This is a genomic window from Azoarcus sp. Soil_N_20 (assembly GCF_057656155.1).
Map to the genome: position 1 here is coordinate 1 of NZ_JBDGKX010000001.1, position 21,128 is coordinate 21,128.

30 protein-coding genes are annotated in these 21,128 nt (G+C 60.1%); 27 read left to right on the plus strand and 3 right to left on the minus strand.

Features of this window, described 5'->3' with window-relative positions:
- The 9 genes from AC3A35_RS00005 to AC3A35_RS00045 form a co-directional block, all read left to right on the plus strand.
- Nucleotides 1–315, plus strand: a 315-nt coding sequence (locus AC3A35_RS00005) for a transposase (RefSeq protein ID WP_487433727.1), incomplete at its 5' end; no start/stop codon positions are given.
- Nucleotides 316–506: 191 nt separating this feature from the next.
- The gene (locus tag AC3A35_RS00010; protein ID WP_487433728.1) at nt 507–947 is read left to right on the plus strand and encodes a nuclear transport factor 2 family protein; all 441 of its coding nucleotides are present in this window, start codon (nt 507–509) and stop codon (nt 945–947) included.
- 79 nt (nt 948–1,026) lie between these two features.
- Complete coding sequence (locus AC3A35_RS00015) at nt 1,027–1,515, plus strand: AAC(3)-I family aminoglycoside N-acetyltransferase (RefSeq protein WP_487433729.1); 489 nt, start codon at nt 1,027–1,029, stop codon at nt 1,513–1,515.
- Nucleotides 1,516–1,622: 107 nt separating this feature from the next.
- Nucleotides 1,623–2,369 carry an SAM-dependent methyltransferase gene (locus AC3A35_RS00020; protein WP_487433730.1) on the plus strand — a complete coding sequence of 249 codons (747 nt, stop codon included), beginning with the start codon at nt 1,623–1,625 and terminating at the stop codon, nt 2,367–2,369.
- A gap of 139 nt (nt 2,370–2,508) precedes the next feature.
- Nucleotides 2,509–2,886 (plus strand): VOC family protein, encoded by a 378-nt coding sequence (locus AC3A35_RS00025; protein WP_487433731.1) that lies wholly within the window; start codon nt 2,509–2,511, stop codon nt 2,884–2,886.
- Between the two features lie 95 nt (nt 2,887–2,981).
- Complete coding sequence (locus AC3A35_RS00030; protein ID WP_487433732.1) at nt 2,982–3,398, plus strand: cupin domain-containing protein; 417 nt, start codon at nt 2,982–2,984, stop codon at nt 3,396–3,398.
- A gap of 115 nt (nt 3,399–3,513) precedes the next feature.
- Entirely contained in the window at nt 3,514–3,939 is a 426-nt protein-coding gene (locus AC3A35_RS00035) for a hypothetical protein (protein WP_487433733.1), read from the plus strand.
- A gap of 121 nt (nt 3,940–4,060) precedes the next feature.
- Entirely contained in the window at nt 4,061–4,387 is a 327-nt protein-coding gene (locus tag AC3A35_RS00040) for a putative quinol monooxygenase (protein WP_487433735.1), read from the plus strand.
- Nucleotides 4,388–4,587: 200 nt separating this feature from the next.
- Entirely contained in the window at nt 4,588–5,031 is a 444-nt protein-coding gene (locus AC3A35_RS00045; RefSeq protein ID WP_487433736.1) for a YciI family protein, read from the plus strand.
- 108 nt (nt 5,032–5,139) lie between these two features.
- Here AC3A35_RS00045 and AC3A35_RS00050 read toward each other — a convergent pair whose 3' ends face one another.
- Nucleotides 5,140–5,304, minus strand: a complete 165-nt coding sequence (locus AC3A35_RS00050; protein ID WP_487433738.1) for a hypothetical protein — start codon at nt 5,302–5,304, stop codon at nt 5,140–5,142.
- 246 nt (nt 5,305–5,550) lie between these two features.
- Here AC3A35_RS00050 and AC3A35_RS00055 point away from each other — a divergent pair, with 246 nt between their 5' ends.
- The 12 genes from AC3A35_RS00055 to AC3A35_RS00110 all read left to right on the plus strand — a co-directional run bounded on the left by AC3A35_RS00055 (nt 5,551) and on the right by AC3A35_RS00110 (nt 15,468).
- Entirely contained in the window at nt 5,551–6,108 is a 558-nt protein-coding gene (locus AC3A35_RS00055) for a dihydrofolate reductase family protein (protein WP_487433740.1), read from the plus strand.
- Nucleotides 6,109–6,216: 108 nt separating this feature from the next.
- Nucleotides 6,217–6,648 (plus strand): nuclear transport factor 2 family protein, encoded by a 432-nt coding sequence (locus AC3A35_RS00060; RefSeq protein ID WP_487433741.1) that lies wholly within the window; start codon nt 6,217–6,219, stop codon nt 6,646–6,648.
- Between the two features lie 103 nt (nt 6,649–6,751).
- Nucleotides 6,752–7,321, plus strand: coding sequence for a hypothetical protein (locus AC3A35_RS00065; protein ID WP_487433742.1), 570 nt, complete (start codon nt 6,752–6,754; stop codon nt 7,319–7,321).
- Nucleotides 7,322–7,445: 124 nt separating this feature from the next.
- A complete protein-coding gene (locus tag AC3A35_RS00070; RefSeq protein ID WP_487433744.1) occupies nt 7,446–7,850 on the plus strand; it encodes a nuclear transport factor 2 family protein in 405 nt (134 codons plus the stop codon).
- A gap of 369 nt (nt 7,851–8,219) precedes the next feature.
- Nucleotides 8,220–9,467, plus strand: a complete 1,248-nt coding sequence (locus tag AC3A35_RS00075) for an MFS transporter (RefSeq protein ID WP_487433745.1) — start codon at nt 8,220–8,222, stop codon at nt 9,465–9,467.
- 110 nt (nt 9,468–9,577) lie between these two features.
- The gene (locus AC3A35_RS00080) at nt 9,578–10,684 is read left to right on the plus strand and encodes an Acg family FMN-binding oxidoreductase (protein WP_487433746.1); all 1,107 of its coding nucleotides are present in this window, start codon (nt 9,578–9,580) and stop codon (nt 10,682–10,684) included.
- Nucleotides 10,685–10,784: 100 nt separating this feature from the next.
- Nucleotides 10,785–11,594: a class I SAM-dependent methyltransferase gene (locus AC3A35_RS00085; protein ID WP_487433747.1), complete on the plus strand. Its 810-nt coding sequence runs from the start codon at nt 10,785–10,787 to the stop codon at nt 11,592–11,594.
- Between the two features lie 417 nt (nt 11,595–12,011).
- Nucleotides 12,012–12,581, plus strand: a complete 570-nt coding sequence (locus AC3A35_RS00090; RefSeq protein ID WP_487433748.1) for a toll/interleukin-1 receptor domain-containing protein — start codon at nt 12,012–12,014, stop codon at nt 12,579–12,581.
- Nucleotides 12,582–12,669: 88 nt separating this feature from the next.
- Entirely contained in the window at nt 12,670–13,344 is a 675-nt protein-coding gene (locus AC3A35_RS00095; RefSeq protein WP_487433749.1) for a class I SAM-dependent methyltransferase, read from the plus strand.
- Between the two features lie 345 nt (nt 13,345–13,689).
- Nucleotides 13,690–14,241 (plus strand): pyridoxamine 5'-phosphate oxidase family protein, encoded by a 552-nt coding sequence (locus AC3A35_RS00100; protein WP_487433750.1) that lies wholly within the window; start codon nt 13,690–13,692, stop codon nt 14,239–14,241.
- A gap of 123 nt (nt 14,242–14,364) precedes the next feature.
- Nucleotides 14,365–14,910, plus strand: coding sequence for a DUF4256 domain-containing protein (locus tag AC3A35_RS00105; RefSeq protein ID WP_487433752.1), 546 nt, complete (start codon nt 14,365–14,367; stop codon nt 14,908–14,910).
- An 81-nt stretch (nt 14,911–14,991) separates the two neighbouring features.
- Nucleotides 14,992–15,468, plus strand: a complete 477-nt coding sequence (locus AC3A35_RS00110; protein ID WP_487433754.1) for a hypothetical protein — start codon at nt 14,992–14,994, stop codon at nt 15,466–15,468.
- A 54-nt stretch (nt 15,469–15,522) separates the two neighbouring features.
- On the opposite strand, the gene AC3A35_RS00115 is transcribed toward AC3A35_RS00110, so the two are convergent.
- Together AC3A35_RS00115 and AC3A35_RS00120 are read right to left on the minus strand one after the other, a co-directional pair.
- Nucleotides 15,523–15,870 (minus strand): antibiotic biosynthesis monooxygenase family protein, encoded by a 348-nt coding sequence (locus tag AC3A35_RS00115; RefSeq protein ID WP_487433755.1) that lies wholly within the window; start codon nt 15,868–15,870, stop codon nt 15,523–15,525.
- Nucleotides 15,867–16,214 carry an NIPSNAP family protein gene (locus tag AC3A35_RS00120; protein WP_487433756.1) on the minus strand — a complete coding sequence of 116 codons (348 nt, stop codon included), beginning with the start codon at nt 16,212–16,214 and terminating at the stop codon, nt 15,867–15,869. Before AC3A35_RS00120 ends, AC3A35_RS00115 begins: the two co-directional genes overlap by 4 nt.
- Before the next feature lie 76 nt (nt 16,215–16,290).
- Between AC3A35_RS00120 and AC3A35_RS00125 the strand changes: the two genes are divergently transcribed.
- The 6 genes from AC3A35_RS00125 to AC3A35_RS00150 all read left to right on the plus strand — a co-directional run bounded on the left by AC3A35_RS00125 (nt 16,291) and on the right by AC3A35_RS00150 (nt 21,096).
- Nucleotides 16,291–16,974 (plus strand): ArsR/SmtB family transcription factor, encoded by a 684-nt coding sequence (locus tag AC3A35_RS00125; RefSeq protein ID WP_487433757.1) that lies wholly within the window; start codon nt 16,291–16,293, stop codon nt 16,972–16,974.
- 30 nt (nt 16,975–17,004) lie between these two features.
- Nucleotides 17,005–17,322, plus strand: a complete 318-nt coding sequence (locus AC3A35_RS00130; RefSeq protein WP_487433758.1) for an antibiotic biosynthesis monooxygenase family protein — start codon at nt 17,005–17,007, stop codon at nt 17,320–17,322.
- Nucleotides 17,300–17,803 carry a VOC family protein gene (locus AC3A35_RS00135; protein WP_487433759.1) on the plus strand — a complete coding sequence of 168 codons (504 nt, stop codon included), beginning with the start codon at nt 17,300–17,302 and terminating at the stop codon, nt 17,801–17,803. The genes AC3A35_RS00130 and AC3A35_RS00135 overlap by 23 nt, the downstream gene beginning before the upstream one ends.
- Nucleotides 17,804–17,895: 92 nt before the next feature.
- The gene (locus AC3A35_RS00140; RefSeq protein ID WP_487433760.1) at nt 17,896–18,435 is read left to right on the plus strand and encodes a GNAT family N-acetyltransferase; all 540 of its coding nucleotides are present in this window, start codon (nt 17,896–17,898) and stop codon (nt 18,433–18,435) included.
- Between the two features lie 384 nt (nt 18,436–18,819).
- Nucleotides 18,820–19,755, plus strand: coding sequence for a DctP family TRAP transporter solute-binding subunit (locus AC3A35_RS00145; protein ID WP_487433761.1), 936 nt, complete (start codon nt 18,820–18,822; stop codon nt 19,753–19,755).
- Between the two features lie 105 nt (nt 19,756–19,860).
- On the plus strand, nt 19,861–21,096 hold the full coding sequence (locus AC3A35_RS00150; RefSeq protein WP_487433762.1) for a GNAT family N-acetyltransferase: 1,236 nt from the start codon (nt 19,861–19,863) through the stop codon (nt 21,094–21,096).
- Nucleotides 21,097–21,128 lie beyond the last annotated feature (32 nt).

Here is a 21,128-nt window from a genome sequence, read left to right on the forward strand (position 1 = left end):
CCGTGTCCGCTGCGCGACCAGTGCCTGCGCACCCCCGACAAGACCAAGACGCGCCAGGTCGCCTTCTTTCAGGGCAAGCGCGACAGTGAAGAGAGCTACACCGAGCAGATGAAACGACGGATCGACTCCGACACCGGCAAGCGCATGATCACCGCGCGCTTTGCCACCGTCGAACCGGTCTTCGGCAACCTGAGAAACAACAAGCGGCTCCATCGCTTTACATTGCGCGGGCGCGCCAAGGTCGACGGGCAATGGAAGCTCTACTGCCTGGTGCACAACATCGAGAAGTTGGCTCACCACGGGTATGCACAATGAGCGGGATAGACCCCGGCGATACGCCTCTCAATGCCTGCGATGGAAAGACACCAACGACTGAAGACGAACGAATGACGGACTCAGGCTAATTCGGACCGGGATATGATGAACAAGACATCGTCGGTTATCGCCGACAGGAACCGCATGCCCGGAGATCGGGTTTTTCTACACCGTCGTTAGGCCACCGAACCATGTCTGGCGCACATCCATCACCCAACCCAGCCGCCGAGCTTGAGCTTTGGCAACGCGTCAATGAACTGTGGGAGCTGTCGGCAAAGAAGGACGTCACGCGAATCCGAGATTCGCTCCATCCGGCATACGTCGGTTGGGACATGAGCACACCACTCCCGCATGACCGAGATGCGGCCGTCCATTCAGTCACCGGCGACTCCCCCAAACTGATTACGTTCATTCTTGAACCCCTCAGCATTCGTGTGTATGAGGGCTCAGTAGGTGTCGTCCACTACCGATACCAAGCAACGGTCGAACCCCCGGATGGCAATCCAATGCAGGTTACAGGCGGCTGGACAGAGGTCTACCTGAAGCAGGAGGACCGCTGGCTAATGGTTGCGGTCAGCGGGCGGCCAAACCCACGCAGTGATAATCGTGGCTCAGGCTCAGCAGCGGCCTAACTCCTCCGCCAAGGGGACGTCTTGGGGCAAGCCGCAAGCCGCCCCTTATGTCGAACTTTAGGCAGCATGAGGAGAACAAGTGGCTAGTGTTCCATCGCCCGGCGAAACCTTTGAGGTCAGAGTCCTTGGCCCGAACGATGTAGCCACGGCTCGCGCAATGCTCGCCATGTTTGGCCGAGAATTCTGCGATGCGCAAACGTACAGCGGCAAGCAGCCCGATGATCGCTACCTCCGGCGTCTGCTCGAAAGCGACACCTTTGTCGCCATCGTTGCCCTCGTTGGTAACAGAGTCATCGGCGGGTTGGCGGGCTACGTCTTGCCGAAGTTCGAGCAGGCTCGCTCGGAGTTCTACATCTATGACCTCGCGGTCGAGGAGGCATATCGTCGGCGCGGTGTGGCCACCGACCTGATCGAACGCCTCAAGAAGCTGGCCACGGCCCGAGGCATCTACGTCATATTCGTTCAAGCCGATCTCGGGGACGATCCAGCGATCGCCCTGTACACCAAGCTGGGAGTCCGTGAAGACGTCCTTCACTTCGATATTGCGCCCGGCGCGAGTGCTGCCTGATCCACCGCTCCAGAGGGACGCTTCGCCAGCAAGCTGGCTTTGCGCCCCAGAGCTAGCAGGTTAAGCCCTGACCGGATCTATTCCCTACCATAAGGAAATCTTTCACGATGGACATTCCCCGAATATTCAACATCACCGAAAGTGCTCACCGTATCCACAACCCGTTCACACCCGAAAAGCTCGCCATTCTCGGCTCGGCGCTGCGTCTGGAATCGGGGGCTCGAGTGCTCGACCTCGGCAGCGGTTCGGGGGAGATGCTGTGCACCTGGGCACGCGATCACGGCATCATCGGCACCGGCATCGACATGAGCCAGTTGTTCACCGAGCACGCGACACTCCGTGCTGTAGAACTCGGCGTCGCTAATCAAGTCGAGTTCATTCATGGGGATGCTGCGGGCTACGTCTCTGACGAGAAGGTCGATGTGGCAGCCTGTGTCGGGGCCACGTGGATAGCCGGGGGAGTCGTCGGCTCTATCGAGCTTCTGGCGCGGAGCCTGCGCCCTGGAGGGATTATCCTCATCGGCGAACCCTACTGGCGGCAATTGCCGCCAACGGAAGATGTTGCCAAGGGGTGTTTTGCCAACTCAGTCTCTGACTTTCTCATGCTTCCTGAACTTCTCGCGTCTTTCAGCCACCTTGGCTATGACGTCGTTGAAATGGTTCTGGCTAACCAAGACAGTTGGGACAGATACGAGGCGGCCAAATGGCTCACCATGCGCCGATGGCTTGAAGCCAATCCCGGCGACGAGTTGGCGAAGGATGTTCGAGCCAAACTGAACTCGGAACCCGAACGCTACGCCGCTTACACGCGTGAATACACGGGCTGGGGTGTGTTCGCACTGATGCTGCGGTGAAGCGCGATGACGAGTAGTTTGTGCACTGAAATTCCGCCTCGGCCTAATCCTGCGGTCAACCGGACCTGTGCGAAATGCCGCGCAGGCTGGTTACCTCCACAGTAGGCCTCGTGCAGGTCCACAAACTTCAGGAGAACTCATGTTTGACCACGTCAAATTCGGAGTCACCGACTATGCAGCGAGTAAAGCGTTCTTCCTCAAGGCACTCGAACCGCTCGGCGTAGACGTTGTCTCGGAGGGGCCCCCGACGTACGGTGTCGAGCTTAGCCCACCTGGGGGTAAGGCTTCATTGTGCCTGTTCCAAACCGAGGAGAAACCGGCGCATCTTCACCTCGCGTTCACGGCCGAGAATCGCCAGCAAGTCGAAGCTTTCTATCGCGCGGCTCTGGAGGCGGGTGGCAAAGACAATGGTGCGCCTGGTCTGCGGCCGCACTACCACGCGAACTACTATGCAGCTTTCGTCATTGGTCCGGACGGGCACAACATCGAAGTGGTTTGCCACGAACCCGAGGCCTAACGCCTCCCCAAGGGACATCCACAAGCGGGTTTGGCCCACTTGCAGCCGCCGCTCATGTCAAACCTTAGCTGTTTCATAAAACCACGGGATATGAAATGAGACAGGAAGATCGAAAAGCCAGATTCCTGCTCCCCGGAGAAGGTCGATCGTATTCGATGGGTCCAATATCGGCCCTGTTCAAGGCAGACGGCGACGAAACCGCCGGAAGTTATTCGATATCGGAATGGTGGCTCGAACCCTATACTAAGGGTCCCGGTGCCCACAACCACGACGAAGATGATGTGTTCTTTGTGCTGGAAGGAACAATGAGCTTTCTTATTGGCGAAGAATGGATGGATGCACCAAAAGGCTCCTTCGTGCTGGCACCTGGTGGTGCAACCCACGACTTCGAGAACCGCGGAGCCGTTCGTGCTGGTGTTCTGAATATTTCAGTGCCTGGCAATTTTGAGCAACACATGCCGCAGATTGTTTCCTGGTTTGAAGTGCACCCGCCGGGAAAAGCAGGCGGCTAACAAGGGCGATGGAGTCCGACGCTTGACTGCTCCCGCCCTTCGCTGCCGCTCCGCTTGGTCGTCGTCAAGCGCGGCTCGTCGGCAACGCTGGGCTTGCTGAGAAGGATATTGAGCCATGTCTTCGCGAAGAGAATTCGTGCTTGGCGCGGCGGTCTCCGTCGGCGCAATGGCGGGCTTGCCGTCGTGCTCTTCGGAAACCAACGCAGACAGTTACGCGAATGTTGCGGAGCGCAGCGAGAACGACAAGTACGCGAAACATGTGCGCAGTTCGGCCGGTCTCGCGATAGTCGTCTCCGACACCCCTGGCCCGGCCCAGTGGGTGGAAGTGGGACGTTGCTACGAGCGCTTCGCACTCCAGGCCGCTGCGTTGGACATTCGCAATGCGTTGCTCAATCAACCGGTGGAGGTGTCGACGCTGCGGCCACAGTTTGCCGCTTTCCTTGGTGTCGGGAAGCACAGGCCCGATCTCGTCGTTCGTTTCGGGCGCGGCCCGAAGCTGCCTGCATCGTTGCGACGTCCAGTGCAAGCAGTGCTCGTTTGAATTGGCGGTAATCCGGCCACAGATGAGCAACCTCGCCGCACAAACGTTGGGTGGCGCAATTTTGCGCCCGATGAGTACCCATCACATCGCATCGCGTTGATACTGACCAGGAAGGTTCTCCATGCCCCAGGACGATCTTGTTTTCTATGTAAAGCTCTTTGTCAAACCAGACCGCATCGATGAGTGGAAAATCGCCGTCACCGAAATCATCGAAGAGATGTCAAAGGAAGATACCTTTGTGTCTTGCTATCTGCATCAGGATGCGAACGATGAGAGTCACTTTACGATTTACGAGCGGTGGGCCGAATCCAGCGTCGAAGCGTTTCTACAGAACCAGATGAAGCCGTACCGTATTGCTTACGAAGCCAAACTTGAATCGCTTTTGCAGCGCCCGCGGGAGCCGCAGATTCTCAAGCCATTGGGTCAGTGGCTTAAACAGGCGAAATAGGTCGAAGGGGACGCACAACCCACCCATCGAGCGGACCCGTTCCGGCCTGCGGCCTCTGGGGCCCGCTCACGTCAAAGTTGGGCCTCAGGACGTTGCGTCCTCCAGTGCGAATCCCCTTTGAAGGCGGTGGACGTGTCGATTTTCCGGGCGCTCGTTCGTCGTAGCGTTACCAGGACCAACCCACATTTGGAGAGCAGGCCATGCGGTTCATCATCACGGCGCAGTCGAGTACGGAGAATGAGACGACGGAACAACAGTCGGACTTCGATGTGGAACTCTTTAAGGCCTACATGCGCTTCAACGAAGAAATGCATCAGGCCGGAGTGCTTGTAGCCTCCGAGGGCCTCAACCCCGCAGCGCCGGGAGCCCGCATCGCGGTAGCCAATGGCAAGCGCTACGTTGTGGACGGCCCATTTGCCGAGTCGAAGGAATTGGTCGGAGGCTTCTATCTCGTCGATGTGAGCTCTCTTGAGGAGGCGATTCAATGGGCTCTCCGCGCTCCGTCTGGCTTTGGGAAGGACGACATTTTGGAGATTCGGCAACTTACAGGCTCGGGAGACCTGCCGCCTGAAATTCTCAAACTTATCACTGAGGCTGCGCCGACTTGGAGCGCTTCAGCTTGGCAGTCACGTAACGCGAACTAGTCGCGAGCAATGGGTGCATGCTGAGGCCTAATCCCTCGCTCAGCTCAAACTTTAGGCATCGCCGGGGACCACGAGGCGGTTGCAGGCCCGACCCCATGGCAAACTTCCTCACTGGAGGTAACCCAGCAGCGTGCCCTGCGCCAACGTCGACAGCCACGCCAGGAAACCCGCGCGATTGAACTCTCGCGTCTCGATCACACGAACCACTGTGTCGGCCACGCAGGCCACGAACACGTCCTTTGCCAGATCCACCCCAACCGTCGTAGCATTCATTTGGACTTCCCCTTTCGCTTCTCCAGATTGAACTTCAGCAATTCAATCTTGGCACTTCGATGCCGGGCCGAACAGGCCACCGGCGGAAGTGGGAAGTCCCTTTGTAGTCATTCAAGCGGACGCCGTTTCACGGCGCGGCTTAATTCAGGCGTTGAGGTGACACAGGGTGAGTACCTCGCGAATTGGGCTCGTGCCCTTGGAGCCAGACGGCGAGCGGCTCGTCGCGTATCTCGAACGGAGGACACCATGGGACTCTTGACCTTCAGCATCAACGTCACCCTGGACGGCTGCGTCGACCATCAGGAAGGAATCGCCGACGACGAGACACACGCCTTCTTCACCCGCCTCATGGACGAGAGTGGGGCGATGCTGTGGGGCCGCGTCACCTACGAGATGATGGAGAGCTACTGGCCAGCGGTCGCCCGCGGCGACGCGGAGGCACCGCCGGCGATGGGCGAGTGGGCGGTCAAGCTGGAGGCCAAGCCGAAGTACGTGGTGTCCTCGACGCGAAAGGACTTCCCGTGGACCAACAGCCACCACATCGCCGACGACCTGCGCACGGGCGTACAGAAGCTCAAGGACGCGACCCCGGACGGCGTACTCCTCGGTAGCGGCAAGCTCGCGACCCAGCTGGACCGGCTGGATCTGATCGACGAGTACAAGTTGCTCGTCCATCCCAGGATCGCCGGCCACGGCCCGACCCTGTACGAGAGCGGGCTGCCCAGCACGCGACGGCTCGAGTTGATCTCGGCGAAGCCGCTCCGCAACGGCGCGGTCGCCATGCACTACCGGCGCGCGCGCTGACTCGGAGATGGGTCATGTCGCCTAACAACGCGCTGCACGCGGACGGGCCTCGCGTTGCTCGGCCCACCGGTGAGCGCGGGCGTTGGGTCTTACCGGGCCGAGACCTTAATGGCTGATCGCCTCATGAAAAACCTCTCTCACGAGGAGCAGGAGTTGTGGCGGCGAGTCAACGATCTTTGGTCGTTGTCAGTCGAGCGCAACGCTGAAAAGATTCGAGGCACTCTTCATCCTCGGTATGTCGGTTGGGACATGAGTAGCCCAATGCCCCATGGTCGTGATGCTGCGGTCCAATCGGTGCTCGGTGATGCGCCCGTGGTTACTGATTACGAGCTCACCCCGCTGAGTATCGAAGTCTATGACCACACCGTTGGCGTCGTCCATTACACGTATTTGGCATCGGTAACACCGAAGAATGCAGCACCTATACGGGTAACAGGCAGGTGGTCGGAGGTCTATCTCAAGCAAGATGCGTTGTGGGTAATGATCAGCGTCAGTGGCAAGCCTGATTCACCAACAGAAGATTCCAGTGTGGCTGAATAGTTGGCTGCTATGGCCCAACCCATCGGTCCACCAGACCGTCCAAAAGCCTCGCTTTTTGCCGTTCGGTGACCTTGCTCCTTGGGCGTCATAGGGGGAGTTTCAAATGGGCTTCGCAATATCCTGGCTGGCCGTCAAAGGAAAGACACCTGAAGCACTAGTTCAAGATCTTGGGCTTACGCCTACGGGCGAGATGGCCGACCATGGTGAGTCGATGTTCACTGGCCGGCTCTTGCCAAGCGGATGGTTTCTATTGGTCATCAATCGGTGTGAGCATAAATTCGTCGCGCCAACGTCCTTAGTTTCGCTCTCACACAACTGCGAAGTCATTGCGTGCTCCATTGAAGAGCACGTCATGGTCTGCACTTCCGAGTTGTGGCGAAATGGCGCGCAGGTATGGCGAATAGAGCACGATGCACAGCAGAGCATCGACCACATCAGCAAGTCTGGTTTGTTGCCTGATGGCTATCCGGCAATCGAGCGAGAATTCTCCGAACAGCAGAAGCAAGCTGGCGGAGAGAATACGGACTACTTCTTTGAAATCGCGTTGCAGACCGCCAGGAGCATAGTCGGTTTCAAACACGACGAGGCGGAACTCGAGGACGGGAGCTTTGAAGTGTTCAGTGGAGACACGTCGTTGTCATCACGAAAGAGGCCATGGTGGAAGGTTTGGTGACGCCGCTCAACAATTGCTTGTATGTTCGACCTAGCGATTCTTCTACCGAATCGGTAGGTTGAACATACAAGGCGTCACACAAGGCATGTCCACTGCCGGTGGAAGCGTGTTACGGAGGAATGAAATGTCCCAACCGACTTCTGATATCACCCCGGAGTTCCTGCAGGCCTTTGCCGATGCATGGAACCGACATGACGTCGATGCTCTCATGTCGTTCATGACTGACGACTGTGTCTTCGACGCCTCTGCAGGCGCGGACGTATGTGGAACCCACTACGTTGGCCGTGAGGCCGTGCGCGCGGCGTATGCCGAAGTCTGGTCAGTCTTCCCCGACGCAACTTGGAGCAACGCGCGCCACCTCATACATGGCGACCGTGGAGTCTCCGAATGGACGTTCACGGGAACAAGAACCGACGGCAGCCGCCTTGAAGTCAATGGTTGTGATCTGTTCACGTTTCGAGATGGCAAGATCGCTGTCAAGAACTCCTACCGCAAGAATCGTCCACCGTTGCCCGCCCGGAGAGGCTGAATGTCAGTCCTCTGGCCACTTCGATGCCGGGCCGAACAGGCCGCCGGCGGAAGTGGGAAGTCCCTTGGGGCTGGGTTGGGGGTGAGCTTGGTGTCTAACGCCGAGACCTGGGCAGCGGGGCGGGGCGTCAAAACCCTGTACCTTCTCACCACGACAGCGGCCGAGTTCTTTGCCAGGCTTGGTTACGAGACTGTCCCACGGTCTGAGGCTCCGGCTGTCATAGCGGCAACAGCCCGGTTCTCAGATCTGTGTCCAGCTTCGTCCACGTTCATGCGCAAAGTGTTGGCCGCTAACAATTCACTGCAGGCGCGACGGCCCTGACGGGCGACCTGATCTCAAACGTTGGGCAGCCCGGCAAGGGCAATACTCATGACTTCCTCACAACCAAGTAATCCTGAGTCGCCGGCTACCACCAAGGGCATCTATCGTACCTTGCCGAAAGGTATCTGGGTGCTTGGGTTCGGCTCGATGTTTATGGACATCTCGTCCGAGCTGGTCCATAGCCTCTTGCCGATATTCATGGCCACCGTGCTCGGCGCATCCATGGTTACGATTGGAATCATCGAAGGCATTGCCGAAGCAACTGCTGCAATTACAAAGGTGTTCTCGGGAGCAACCAGCGATTACTTCAGGAAACGCAAGTTTCTCGTCGTGCTTGGGTACGGGCTGGGAGCCATTGCCAAACCGGTATTTCCGCTTGCGACAACGATTGAGTGGGTGTTCGGCGCACGCTTCGTCGATCGTATCGGTAAAGGTATTCGTGGCGCACCACGCGACGCATTGGTTGCCGATATCGTGCCGCCGCAGCTTCGGGGCGCGGCCTACGGCCTGCGCCAATCCCTTGATTCCGTCGGAGCTTTTCTCGGACCGTTGCTCGCGGTGGTGTGCATGATTTGGCTCGCGAACGACATCAAATCCGTGTTGTGGGTAGCGGTCGTGCCGGCGTTCCTCGCGGTGCTGTTGCTGATCGTTGCGGTGCGCGAACCCGAATCTTCGGAACATACCCCGGCCCCCAAAAATCATATGACGTTAACCGATGCCAAACGTCTGTCCCTGCGTTACTGGCTCATCGTCGCGCTCGGAGCAGTCTTGACCCTCGCTCGCTTCAGTGAGGCATTCCTGATCCTCCGCGCGCAGGATGTCGGGCTCGCTATCGGCTACGTGCCCTTGATCATGGTCGTGATGAATGTTGTCTACGCTGTATTTGCCTATCCGGCGGGCGCTGCGGCTGACCGAATTTCGGCACGAACGCTTTTGGTGCGCGGGCTTGGGGTGTTGGTTGCCGCCGATGTCGTGCTGGCGATGGCCACATCACCATGGATCGCATTCCTGGGCGCGGCGTTCTGGGGACTGCACATGGCACTCACGCAGGGGTTGCTCTCAAAACTTGTGGCCGATACTGCACCTGTTGAGCTTCGCGGTACGGCCTTCGGAATATTTAATTTGGTGAGCGGGGGTGCGCTCTTGCTGGCAAGTGTCATTGCAGGGTCGTTGTGGAGCATATTCGGTGCCTCGGCCGCATTTATTGCGGGCGCATCGTTCGCGGCTCTTGCGGCAATGGGTTTGCTCCTTTACCGTCCGAAGGCGCATACCGCTGCACACGGAGCAGGCACATGACAAGGCTGCCCAACAACGCGTTCGACGCGGACTGGCAAAAGCGCCGCTTCGCTCTGCTTTAGCCAGCCGGTTAACGCGAACGTTGGGCTTACTGAGAAGGAAACTGGGCAATGTCTTCTCGAAGAGAATTCATCTTTGCCGCGCTGGGTTCCCTGGGCGTCATGGCAGGTTTACCGTCGTGCTCAACGGAGTCCCGTGTAGACACTTACGAAGATGTTGCGGCTCGGACGTGGCGTCATGGCAAGCTTGCGGCCAGCGACAAGGCCGCTCTTCTGCATGAGCTCGTGCGTTACGCGACTTTGGCTCCGTCTAGCCATAACACGCAATGCTGGAAATTTCGCCTTGAAGACGGCGCCATCTCGATATTGCCGGACCTGTCGCGCCGGTGTCCCGCCGTCGACCCGGATGATCACCACCTTTTCGTCTCCCTCGGGTGTGCTGCCGAAAACCTGGTCGAGGCGGCGCTGGCGAATGGACTGAAGGGGCAGGCTACCTTCGACGCGGTAGGGGGCAATATTCTGCGCGTGGCGTTGGAGCCGACAAGCCCCGTCGCATCGACGCTGTTCCAGGCGATACCCGAGCGTCAGAGCACTCGCGGCGAGTATGACGGACAGCCTATCGCCCGGCAGGAACTCCAACAGCTTGAGAAGGCGGGTTCCGGCAGTGGCGTTCAGGTGATCCTCCTGACCGAACGGCAGGCGATGGAGACGGTCCTTGAGTATGTCGTTCAAGGCAATACCGCCCAGATGAACGATCAGGCCTTTGTTGAGGAATTGAAGAAATGGATCCGCTTCAGCAGCGACGAGGCCGTTCGAACGGGCGACGGGCTATTCGCGGCATCTACCGGCAATCCGCCTTCGCCGACATGGCTGGGCAGCCTGCTCTTCGGCTTGTTCTTTACCCCGAAGAGCGAGAACGACAAGTACGCGAAACACGTGCGAAGTTCGGCCGGCATCGCGATATTCGTCTCGGACACCCCGGGCCCGGCCCAGTGGGTGGAAGTGGGACGTTGCTACGAGCGTTTCGCGCTCCGGTCGGCTGCGTTGGGCATTCGAAATGCGATGCTCAATCAACCCGTGGAGGTGCCGACGCTGCGGCCGCAGTTTGCCACTTTCCTCGGTATCGGAAAGCGGAGGCCCGATCTTGTCGTTCGTTTCGGACGGGGCCCGAAGCTGCCTTCTTCACTGCGTCGTCCGGTAGAGGCGGTGCTGGTTTGAATTCGCACAGCCCCGCAGCCGATGATCGATTGATGAGCCACGCAGGCCGGTGAATTCCAACGTTGGGCATCGCAAGTCGTGTCCGCGGAGGTAGCAAGCGATGAACACAACTTATGTCTCCGATACGTGGGAACGCGGCAACCCGTATGAGCAGTACATCGGCCGCTGGAGTCGCAGGATTGCCCCGCTCTTCCTGGCGTGGCTGGATCAGCCCGCCGGCAAGCGGTGGTCGGATGTCGGCTGCGGCACGGGCGCGCTGACCGCAGCAATCCTCGATCACTGCACCCCAAGCAGTGTCGTGGGCGTCGATCCGTCGGAGGGGTTCCTCAAACTGGCGGCCCGGAATCTCGCCGGCAAAGCATGCTTCCTCGGTGGACATGCGGCAGCGCTCCCGCTGGATGACGGAGCATGCGACGTCGTCGTCTCGGGGCTTGTACTGAACTTCGTTCCCGCTTTGCCGGCCGCCCTCTCGGAGATGAAGCGGGTCGCTGCCAACGGCGGAACCGTCGCCGCCTATGTCTGGGACTACTCCGATGGAATGGAGATCATCAGGCACTTCTGGGACGCCGCTGCGTCCCTTGATCCAGCGGCCGCTCGACTCCACGAAGGGACGCGCTTCCCGATGTGCGCGCCATCCGCGCTGAAAGCGGCCTTCGAGGACGCCGGACTCACGGAGGTGGAAACTGGCCCACTCGACGTAATAGCGGAGTTCGCCGACTTCGACGACTACTGGCGTCCATTTCTCGGCGGACAGGGGCCCGCGCCAGCCTATGCGATGTCACTTCCCGAAGAACAACGCGCCAACCTGAGAGACAAGCTGAGATCGGCATTCCCGACAGCATCGGGCGGAGCCATTGCGCTGAGGGCGAGGGCTTGGGCTGTTCGCGGCACGAGGCGCGGCGATGCCTAACCCTTCCCCAAGGGACTTCCCATGCCGAACTCGGCGGGCACGCCGCGGATGCGATTCAGGAGTGCTGTGCGCTCCTCGATCCAGTCGAGGCGCAGGCTGTGCCAGGCGAGCCGCTGCTGCCGGGCCTCGGCACGCGACGCACCACATCGCCCATGCAGGCCACGAACACGTTCTTTGCCAGATCCACCCCGACCGTCGTAGCATTCATTGGGACTTCCCCTTTCGCTTCGCCAGCTTGAACTTCAGCAGTTCAATCTTGGCGCTTCGATGCCGGGCCGAACAGGCCACCGGCGGAAGTGGCAAATCCCTTTGTAGTCCATCGAGAGGACGTCACAAGGTCTACGTCCTTGCGCCGCCTCTCAGGTCAAACGATAGGTGTCACGAGTAGCACCCACTGACGCTCATAGGAGGGGGAAAGTGTTCGATGTTTTCATCTCGCACTCGCACCGCGACGAAGCGCGCGCCCGGACTCTCGCAGCCAAGCTTGAGAAGTGGGAGGTGTCGGTCTACGTGGACTTCCAGGACAACGCTCTGTCGCAGCTCCCGAACTTGGACCTTGCTGACCGCTTGGTGACCAAGCTTCGACAGTGTCGTCTGCTGATCTTCGCCTTCTCGGAAGATGCGGTCACATCGCGATGGATGCCTTGGGAACTGGGCTTGGCTCATGGTGTCATCGGACGAGCCGTGCTCTGGCCATTCACAAAGCGCGCACTTCGTGCCAAGGCAACACAAGAGTATCTCCACCTTTACGAAGCCCTTGATCCGGTCACCGCTCGTGGGCGTCTGGACGAACTGCTCGCTGAAGCACGCCGGGTTTCGGTCCGTCCTGCCGATGTGAGAGCAATGCAGGATCTTGCCAACGTCACTGCGGTCAAGATGCCTGAGTTCAACAACCCGGCAGTAGCCGCAGAGTTCATGAGCGCAGGGCCAATGCAGCTCTACAACGCTTGGCTTCAGGCCCTTGTCACCGGGTGGAAACCGAAGTGACGCCTGGCAGGGTGAAGAAACGGGCTGGCCGTGTGTTCAGTGCGATATCGGCAGGCTTCGCAAGCGCAACCATCCTTGGAGAACTGCCATGGCTGAACCTGCAACCGCGTCGGCTGCGACCCTTGGTCCAATGCTCCGTGCGTTTACGTGGTTCACACACGTGAATCGCCGCAGCTACAACGCCATTGTCAGAGACTGGGACGCAGTTCGCACCGCGCTCTTTCGCCACGAACCTGCTTTTCTCGACCGCCTGGTCAGTGACATGCAGCCTTCCGCCAAGGTCCTGGACCTGGGCTGTGGCACGGGTCGCCCCGTTGCGGAGTTTCTTCTGCAGCAGGGTTTCTCAGTTACCGGTGTCGACCAAGCTGAAGACTTGCTCGCACTCGCAAGGCAACGACTGCCGGAAGGCCGCTGGCTGCACGCGCAGATGGAGTCGTTCGAGCCGGACGAAGACTACGACGGTGCCGTGATCTGGGACTCCTTGTTCCATGTCCCGCGCGAGCATCACGAGGCCATCCTTCGACGGGTCGTACGCCGCCTGCGGTCTGGCGCCCGATTGATGCTATCGGTTGGCGGATCGGATCACCCGCCGTTCACGGACACCATGTATGGTCAGCCCTTCTTTTACGACTCACACACGCCGGAGGCGGTCGTTTCCATCCTGAATACGCTGGGTACCGTGCTCGAGCATGCGGAGTTCATCAATCCCCCCACCGACGGTCGAGACAAGGGGCGCTATGGCATCGTGGCGCGCGTGGCCTGATCCTTCCGTCTGGAGGCCGCGTAATTGAGCGACAAGCTCCGTCGTACCGGCTCGGCGTGCCCATCGCGTCCGGGCGTTCGCTGGCGGTGACGGTCGGGCATTGGCCGCGAAGCATGGAACACCAGCAAGCGGGCGAATGGTCCGTGGCGTATCGGCAGGACGCCAGCATTGACGCCGGGATTGCCACGCCGTACCTTCCCGACCAAGTGGCTGCCTGAACTGGCAGCGCGAGATTAACCGCTATTCATCGAACCGCCGGACACATGACCCGTATGTCCGGTGGTGTGGGAGGGGTCGGGCCGTGATGCTTGCCCCGATCCCGATCCGGCCTTTCAGGAAGTATTTATGTCGCAACAGTACGAAAGTCTTTCCGAGAAACATATCAGCTTCATCGCCGAGCAAAAGATCTTCTTTGTCGGAACGGCGACCGCCGATAGTCGCGTGAACGTTTCGCCAAAGGGCATGAACTCATTCAGAGTACTGGGCAGTAACAGGATTGCTTGGCTCAACGTGACCGGGAGCGGTAACGAAACCTCGGCTCATGTTCAAGTACTTCCCAGAATGACAATCATGTTCTGCTCATTTGCGGGAGCCCCTCAAATTCTTCGCCTGTACGGAACAGCGAAGGCCATCCACAGAACCGATGCGGAGTGGAATGAACTTCATCGCCACTTTGAACCGCTACCTGGAACGCGTCAGATTTTCGACATGCGCGTCGATATGGTTCAGACATCATGCGGCATGGGCGTTCCCTTGTACTCGTACGATGGCGACAGGGAGCAACTGCGTAACTGGGCTATCAAACAGGGTGAAGTCGGCATCACGAAGTACTGGCACGACAAGAATCAACTGAGCATCGACGGCATCCAAACGGGTATCGTTGAGAAGAACGGCTAAATCAGGCTGATCATGTCAACGTCCAGAGCGTCATCCACCAGCCGGCAGGCCGGTTCCGCGGCCCTCAAGCCAAACTTTGGGCGGCATTGAGCACGCTATCTCCTGTGAGCACACGGTGATGACATGAAGGCGACAGAACGCGAGCAGTTGCTCGACACCCTGAAGTCTCGTTTCCAGAACAACATGCACCGACATGCGGATATCGCGTGGGAAGACGTGCACGCCAAACTCGAAAATAGTCCCGGTGCATTGAGGTCGCTACAGGCGATGGAAGCCACGGGTGGCGAGCCTGACGTCATCGCTTTGGCTGCACATGCCGACTACTTCGTGTTCAGTGACTGCTCCCCGGAAAGTCCCGCAGGACGCAGAAGTACCTGTTATGACGCTGAAGCGCGAGCGTCACGGAAGGAAAACAAACCTGAGAGCAGTGCGGTCGAAATGGCTTGTGCGATGGGCATCGAACTGTTGACGGAGGGGCAGTACAGAGAGCTGCAGAAGATGGGCGAGTTTGATACGAAGACTTCGAGTTGGATCAAGACGCCATCTGACGTAAGGGAACTCGGCGGCGCCCTTTTTTGCGATCGACGCTATGGAAGGGTGTTCGTCTATCACAACGGTGTGCAGTCGTACTACGCTGCCAGAGGCTTCCGAGGCTTGCTGCGGGTGTGAATTTCGTGCGAGCAGCGCCGGTGACGATACATCACGTAACTGCAGGGTCCGGCCTCGGAAGCCACCTTCGAGGAGATCCACGTGAATGAAGCCCTCGACCGTCTCGCCAAGCAGGTTGAGTTGCACGCGCCAGCTAACGAGCGTCTGCGCCTGGAGTTCGGGTACGCCTGTGTGCTCCGTGTAAAGCACTTGCTCGAGGAGCCGGAAGTTGCCGAGTGCCTGCTTGCTCTCGGCCGGTATCTGAGCGGCTCGCTGGGTCACGCAGACCTCGAACAACTTGCCGCCGAAGCTGCTCGCTTGGCCAATCATCACCAAGGTTCGAAATCCATCGACGGCTGCGGTCATGCAGCGGTCTCTGCGACCTACGCCGTCGCTAACGCTCTTGCGGGCAGAGCGCTGCCGGCCGCCGAGTACGCCGCTTACGCCACGGTCTACGGTCAAGGCGGCTACGCTGCCGTGGCTGACCGAGAGTCCTTCGAGCCAGAGTTTGCTTGGCAGGTGCAATGCCTGGCCTCGTTGGCAGGGCAAGAGATTGGCAATTCATTCCACCGGCCTTGAGCATCAAACCGCGCAAGGCCGGTGAATTCAAACCTTGGGCGGGCCCCACTCCGGCTACGATGAGTGCACCTGACGCGAGTCCCCGGGTGCCTCGCCCCGGTCGTTCAGGCCGTAGTCGCGGATGACCGTGGCGACGCGGAGTCGGTAGTCTGCAAAGATGGCCTGTCGGCCGGCCTTCTGGATGGACCGGTGGGGTTCGAAGTTCCGCCATTGCCTCACGGCGTCTTCATCCCTCCAGAACGAGAGCGAAAGGATTTTTCCCGGATTGGTGAGGCTTTCGAAGCGTTCTATCGACAGGAAGCCGTCGACGTTCTCCAGGTGCGGGCGCAGCGCGCTTGCGGCGTCGAGGTAGTCCTGTCTCCGCTCCGCATGCGGCAGTGCCTCGAAGATTACCGCGATCATGACCGGCCCCCCACTGGCAAAGGTGCCATTCCGAGCGTGCCGTCCACCACCTCCACGAAGGTGCGCTCCTCCTTGAGGATGAACCGGCGCTCCTGGGCCATGGTGAAGTTCTGGCAGCCGTCCTTGTCGGACTTCAATCGGGCACGATAGGCCTCGTAGGCAGCCAGACTGTCGAACGTGATGAGGCCCCAGGCGACATTGTTCGTCCCCTCGTAGGGGAGGAAATAGCCCAACAGGTGACCGCCGCACCTCGGGATGATGCGACCCCAGTTTTCGGCGTATTCACCGAATGCATCGCGCTGGAACGGATCGATCTCGTAACGGATAACGCAGGTGATGCCCATGTGCTTATCTCCTTCGAACGGGTAGTGATCACGGTAGCGCTTTGCCGATCACGGGTGGTTCGACTAGGATCGAACCATGAGTGAAAGTCCCAACATCGTGCGCGTCGCGGCGCTTATCGGCGATAACGCTCGGGCGGAGGTCCTCTCCGCGCTGATGTCGGGCGGCGCGCTGACCGCGACCGAACTGGCGGACATGGCCGGTGTCACGAAGCAGACCATCAGCTTTCACCTTGGCAAGCTGCTGGAAGCAGGGCTGCTCAAGGTCGATCGGCAGGGGCGTCACCGCTACTTCCGGCTTGCCGGGCAGGATGTAGCGCAAGTCCTGGAGTCGCTGATGGACATGGCGGTCCGAAGCGAAGCTGTCCGCCCGCGGACCGGCCCGCGCGACCCTGCCCTGCGCAAGGCGCGCATCTGTTACGACCACCTTGCCGGCGAGCTGGGGGTTCTGGCGTACGACGAGATGCTCCGACAGGGCGTGCTCGAAACACGCCAGGAAGGGCTCTGGCTCACTGAACATGGGCGGGTATGGTTTCGCCGATTGGGCATCGATACAGACGCGGTCGCTTGTTCAAGGCGGTCGTTCTGTCGGGCATGTCTCGATTGGAGCGAGCGCAGGCATCACCTGGCAGGCGCGCTCGGGGCTGCGCTCCTTGCACGAATTCAGGAACTCGGCTGGGCGAAACGGGCACGGGATTCCCGCGCCATCGTATTCAGCGACCGGGGTGAGGCGTCACTGTTGGCCACGCTCACTTCGCCGTGAACTAAAACGTCAAATGCCAAAGGAGTCCCGGTGTCCCTCATAGCCAGAACGCCAGAACCACCCTATTACGCAGTCATCTTCACGTCACTCCGTACTGAAGGTGATGACGGTTATGGAGAAATGGCAGCCAGGATGCTTGAGCTGGCCTCAACGCAGCCGGGATTCCTTGGGGTGGAATCTGCGAGGGAAGACGTGGGTATTACCGTTTCGTACTGGTCAGACCTTGGGTCGATAAGAAAGTGGAAGGCAAACCTCGAGCATCAGGAGGCCCAGAAGCTTGGGCGCGAGAAATGGTATTCCTCATTCAAGACACGAATTTCAAGAGTTGAGCGCGATTACGGCATTTGACAAACGGCTGTTGTCGCCGTTTCGGCGCTGGGACGGCCTTTCAGCCGCATCGCGGCTCCAGGTCCGCCTCAAACCCGGGCCCTGGACATGGGGGGACGAATCGATGCACAAGAGCAGGCTCGGAAATATTGTCATCGACTGTCGAACGGACGACTTGCTATCAGAAGCCCGATTTTGGGCTGCTGCGCTGGGCTGCCCTTTGCCGAAAGATATCGACGTAACCGGCAGATTCATTCAGCTTGAAACAAAACCCGGTGACGTCCAGGTCATCATTCAACGGGTCGATCATGAGCCACGGGCGCACCTTGACATTGAGGCCGACGCAATCGAGGCAGAGGTTTCCCGCCTCGAAAAGCTGGGTGCAACCATCGTGGCGCGCAAGGATCAATGGGTCGTCATGCAAGCCCCGAGCGGACACCGATTCTGTGTTGGCAGTCCATATCGGGGCGGCTTCGAGCAGGAGGCCAATACGTGGAAGTAATGCCTGACGATCCAGGGCACCGGATCGGGCGGTTCCTGCATCACAAACGCATGCAGGGCGTTGGCCCGACAACACCATGAAATGAGAACGCGATGACGACACAGAAGATCGTAATCAGAAGCGAGACCAAGGCCGATGTCGACGTGATCACCGAGGTGACTGTCGCGGCCTTTGCAAGCATGGAGATCAGCCACCACACCGAACAGTTCATCATCGAGGCGCTGCGCTCAGCAGGGGTCCTGAGCCTGTCGTTGATTGCGGAAGTGGATGGCCGTGTGGTGGGGCATATTGCGTTTTCACCGGTCGCCATTTCGGATGGCACCAAGGACTGGTATGGACTTGGTCCGCTTTCCGTACTTCCGGAATGGCAGCGCAGCGGGATTGGCAAAGCTCTGATGCAGGAAGGGTTGTCGCGGTTGAAGAGCCTGGGTGCGAAGGGCTGCTGTCTCGTTGGGCATCCGGGCTACTACAGGAAGTTCGGGTTCGACAACATTCCGGAACTGGTCCATTTGGGAGTGCCACCGGAAGTCTTCCTCGCACTGTCTTTCGACGGAAGTACTCCGCAGGGCATCGTCGCTTTCCACGAAGCGTTCAAGGCGGATGGGCACCAGGTTGGTAGAGCAGAAGGCTGACGCCGCCGCTCACCATGACGTGAGGCTGCGCAACGCATGCCCTCCGCCACTTCTGACCGTATCTCGTCTGCCGTTGCTGCACCCTCGCGCGCGTGGCCGCTGCGATGACGGAGGGAGGGCGCTTCGACATCGACGGTGGCGCACCGCTCCTGCGCGTCCCGCTCAGCGCGGGCTAAGCCCTCTCCAACGGACTTCTGACCCATATTGAATTTCGATCCCGGTCTACTAAGCTGAAGGCTCGGCAGTGCGTGCTCGTACGACCGGGTCGCGCTGCGGTTCCGCTCGACAACGACAGGGGAGACGATCATGCGAGCGTTGCGGTATGTGTTAGCTGCCCTCATTTCGGTGGTGACGATTGGCGCCGCAGTTGCGCAAGAGCCGATCGTGATTCGTTTCAGCCACGTGGTATCCGCCGACGCCCCCAAAGGCAAGGCGGCGCTGAAGTTTGCCGAGCTTGCCGCCGAGCGAACCGGCGGGAAAGTGCGCGTCGACGTGTTCCCGAACAGTCGTTTGTATGGCGACAAGGACGAGATGGCGGCGCTTCTGGCCGGACACGTCGAGATGCTGGCGCCCTCGCTGTCCAAATTCAGGGTGCTGCGGATCACCGATTTCGAGTTGTTCGATCTTCCTTACCTGTTCCCGGACCTGGCGGCGGTGCACCGGGTGACCGAGGGCGATATCGGCAAGGGCATGCTTGCCAAGCTGGACAAGAGCGGGCTGGTGGGACTGGCGTTCTGGGACAACGGGTTCAAGCAGCTGAGTGCGAACAAGCCGATCCGGACGCTCAAGGATCTCGAGGGATTGAAAGTTCGCATCCAGCCCTCCGATGTGCTCGATTCGACGATGAAAGCGCTGGGCGCGCGGCCGCGTCCGCTCGAATTCAGCGAGGTCTACAGCTCACTCAAGGCCGGCGTGGTGGATGGGACCGAAGGTCCGGTTTCGAATTTCTACACCCAGAACCTGCACCGCGCACAGAAGTATCTGACCGTGTCGGATCACGGTTACATCGGCTATGCGGTCATCGTGCACAAGAAGTTCTGGAGCGGGCTGCCGGCGGAAATACGCACCACGCTGGAGGGTGCAATGCGTGATGCGAGCATCTACGCAAACCAGGTCGCACAGCAGGGCAATGCAGCGGCGCTGGAGGCGGTCAAGGCAACCGGACAGACCCAGATCATCGAACTGAGCGCCGACGAGAAGGCGGCATGGCGGACCGCAGTCGACAAGGTCTACAAGAGCGGGGTGGGCGACATCGACAAGGATCTGCTGGCACGCGTCCTGAAGGTGGTCGGCGACCCGAGAATGACCGAAGCCCGCTAGGCCGGGTAGCCCGTCATGGCCTGGAGTTACGCCAGGCGATGATGGCGCGTTGCCGATGCCGACCTTCGGTGGACCGGATCGTCCCGCATGCGTCGATACGATGATATGACCCTGCAGACTCTTGTTCCCGGCCAGATCTGGCACGCCCAGCAGGCCCTCAAGCTCGGGCCGCTGGTGATTCGTACGCGGATGACGGTGGTCCGCCTGCACGATGGCGCGCTGTGGATTCATTCGCCGATCACGCCCACGCCCGAACTGGTTGCCGCACTGACGGCGATCGGCCCGGTACGCTTCGTGGTGGCACCCAACAAGGCGCACCATCGGTTCTTCCTGCCATTCATGCAGGCCTTCCCGCACGCCACCGGCGTCGTCGCCCGCGGCCTCGCGAGCAAGCGTCCGGAGCTCGCGGGCTTCCCCGTGCTCGGGGCGCCTGCGGCCCCCGAGTGGGCGCCGGAACTGCGGGCGACCTTCATCGAGGGGGTGCCGGTCCTGAACGAGACGGTGTGGCTCCACCGGCCGAGCGGGACGCTCATCCTCACCGATCTCCTGTGCTGTTTCGGTGCGGACAACGCCGCGCTGACTCGCCTCGCCGCGCGGCTGTTCGGTGTTCATGACCGCCTGGCGATGGCACACACGATCCGGCTCCTGGTCAAGGACAAGGCGGCATTGGCAGGCAGCGTGAACGGGCTGCGGACGCTCGATGTCCGGCGCATCGTCCTGGCGCACGATCAGGTCATCGAGCGCGATGCCCGGGCAAGGCTCGAGCAGGCGTTCGGCTGGCTGGAGCGCAGCCGGACACGCACTTCGTTCCGGGTGGGGCGGTCGGCGCGCCGAGCGGGCGCTTCCGGGCACTCACGACGCGATGCGATCGTGATTCGGGAGTTCTGCGAGGGCGATGAGCACTTGTTGTGGCTGGTGATGCGCTCCGCCGTCCATGAGATTGCCCGCTCCCATTACGGTCCCGAGCAGCTTGCCGCGTGGGCGCCGGAGGTCTGGCAGGAGGACGCGTGGACCGCGCTGATGCGGAGCAATCGGCCCTTCGTTGCGGAACTCGACGGCCAGATTGCGGGCTATGCCGATGTCCAGACGGATGGATACATCGACCAGTTCTTTGTCAGCGGCCATGCGGCGGGGAAGGGCGTGGGTTCGGCGCTGATGCGCAGAATCGAGGAGCGCGCCGCAAGCCTCGGTCTGCGCAGATTGAGATCGAACGTGAGTCTGGTCGCGCAGCCCTTCTTTCGGCGATTCGGCTTCGAGATCGAGGCCGAGCAGGAGGTGGTCGTGCGCGGGGTGTCCTTGCGCAATGCAAGCATGTTCAAGGTGTTGCAGCCCGACGAATGATGCGCCGGCCAGGTCCCCTGTCGGTCTCGACC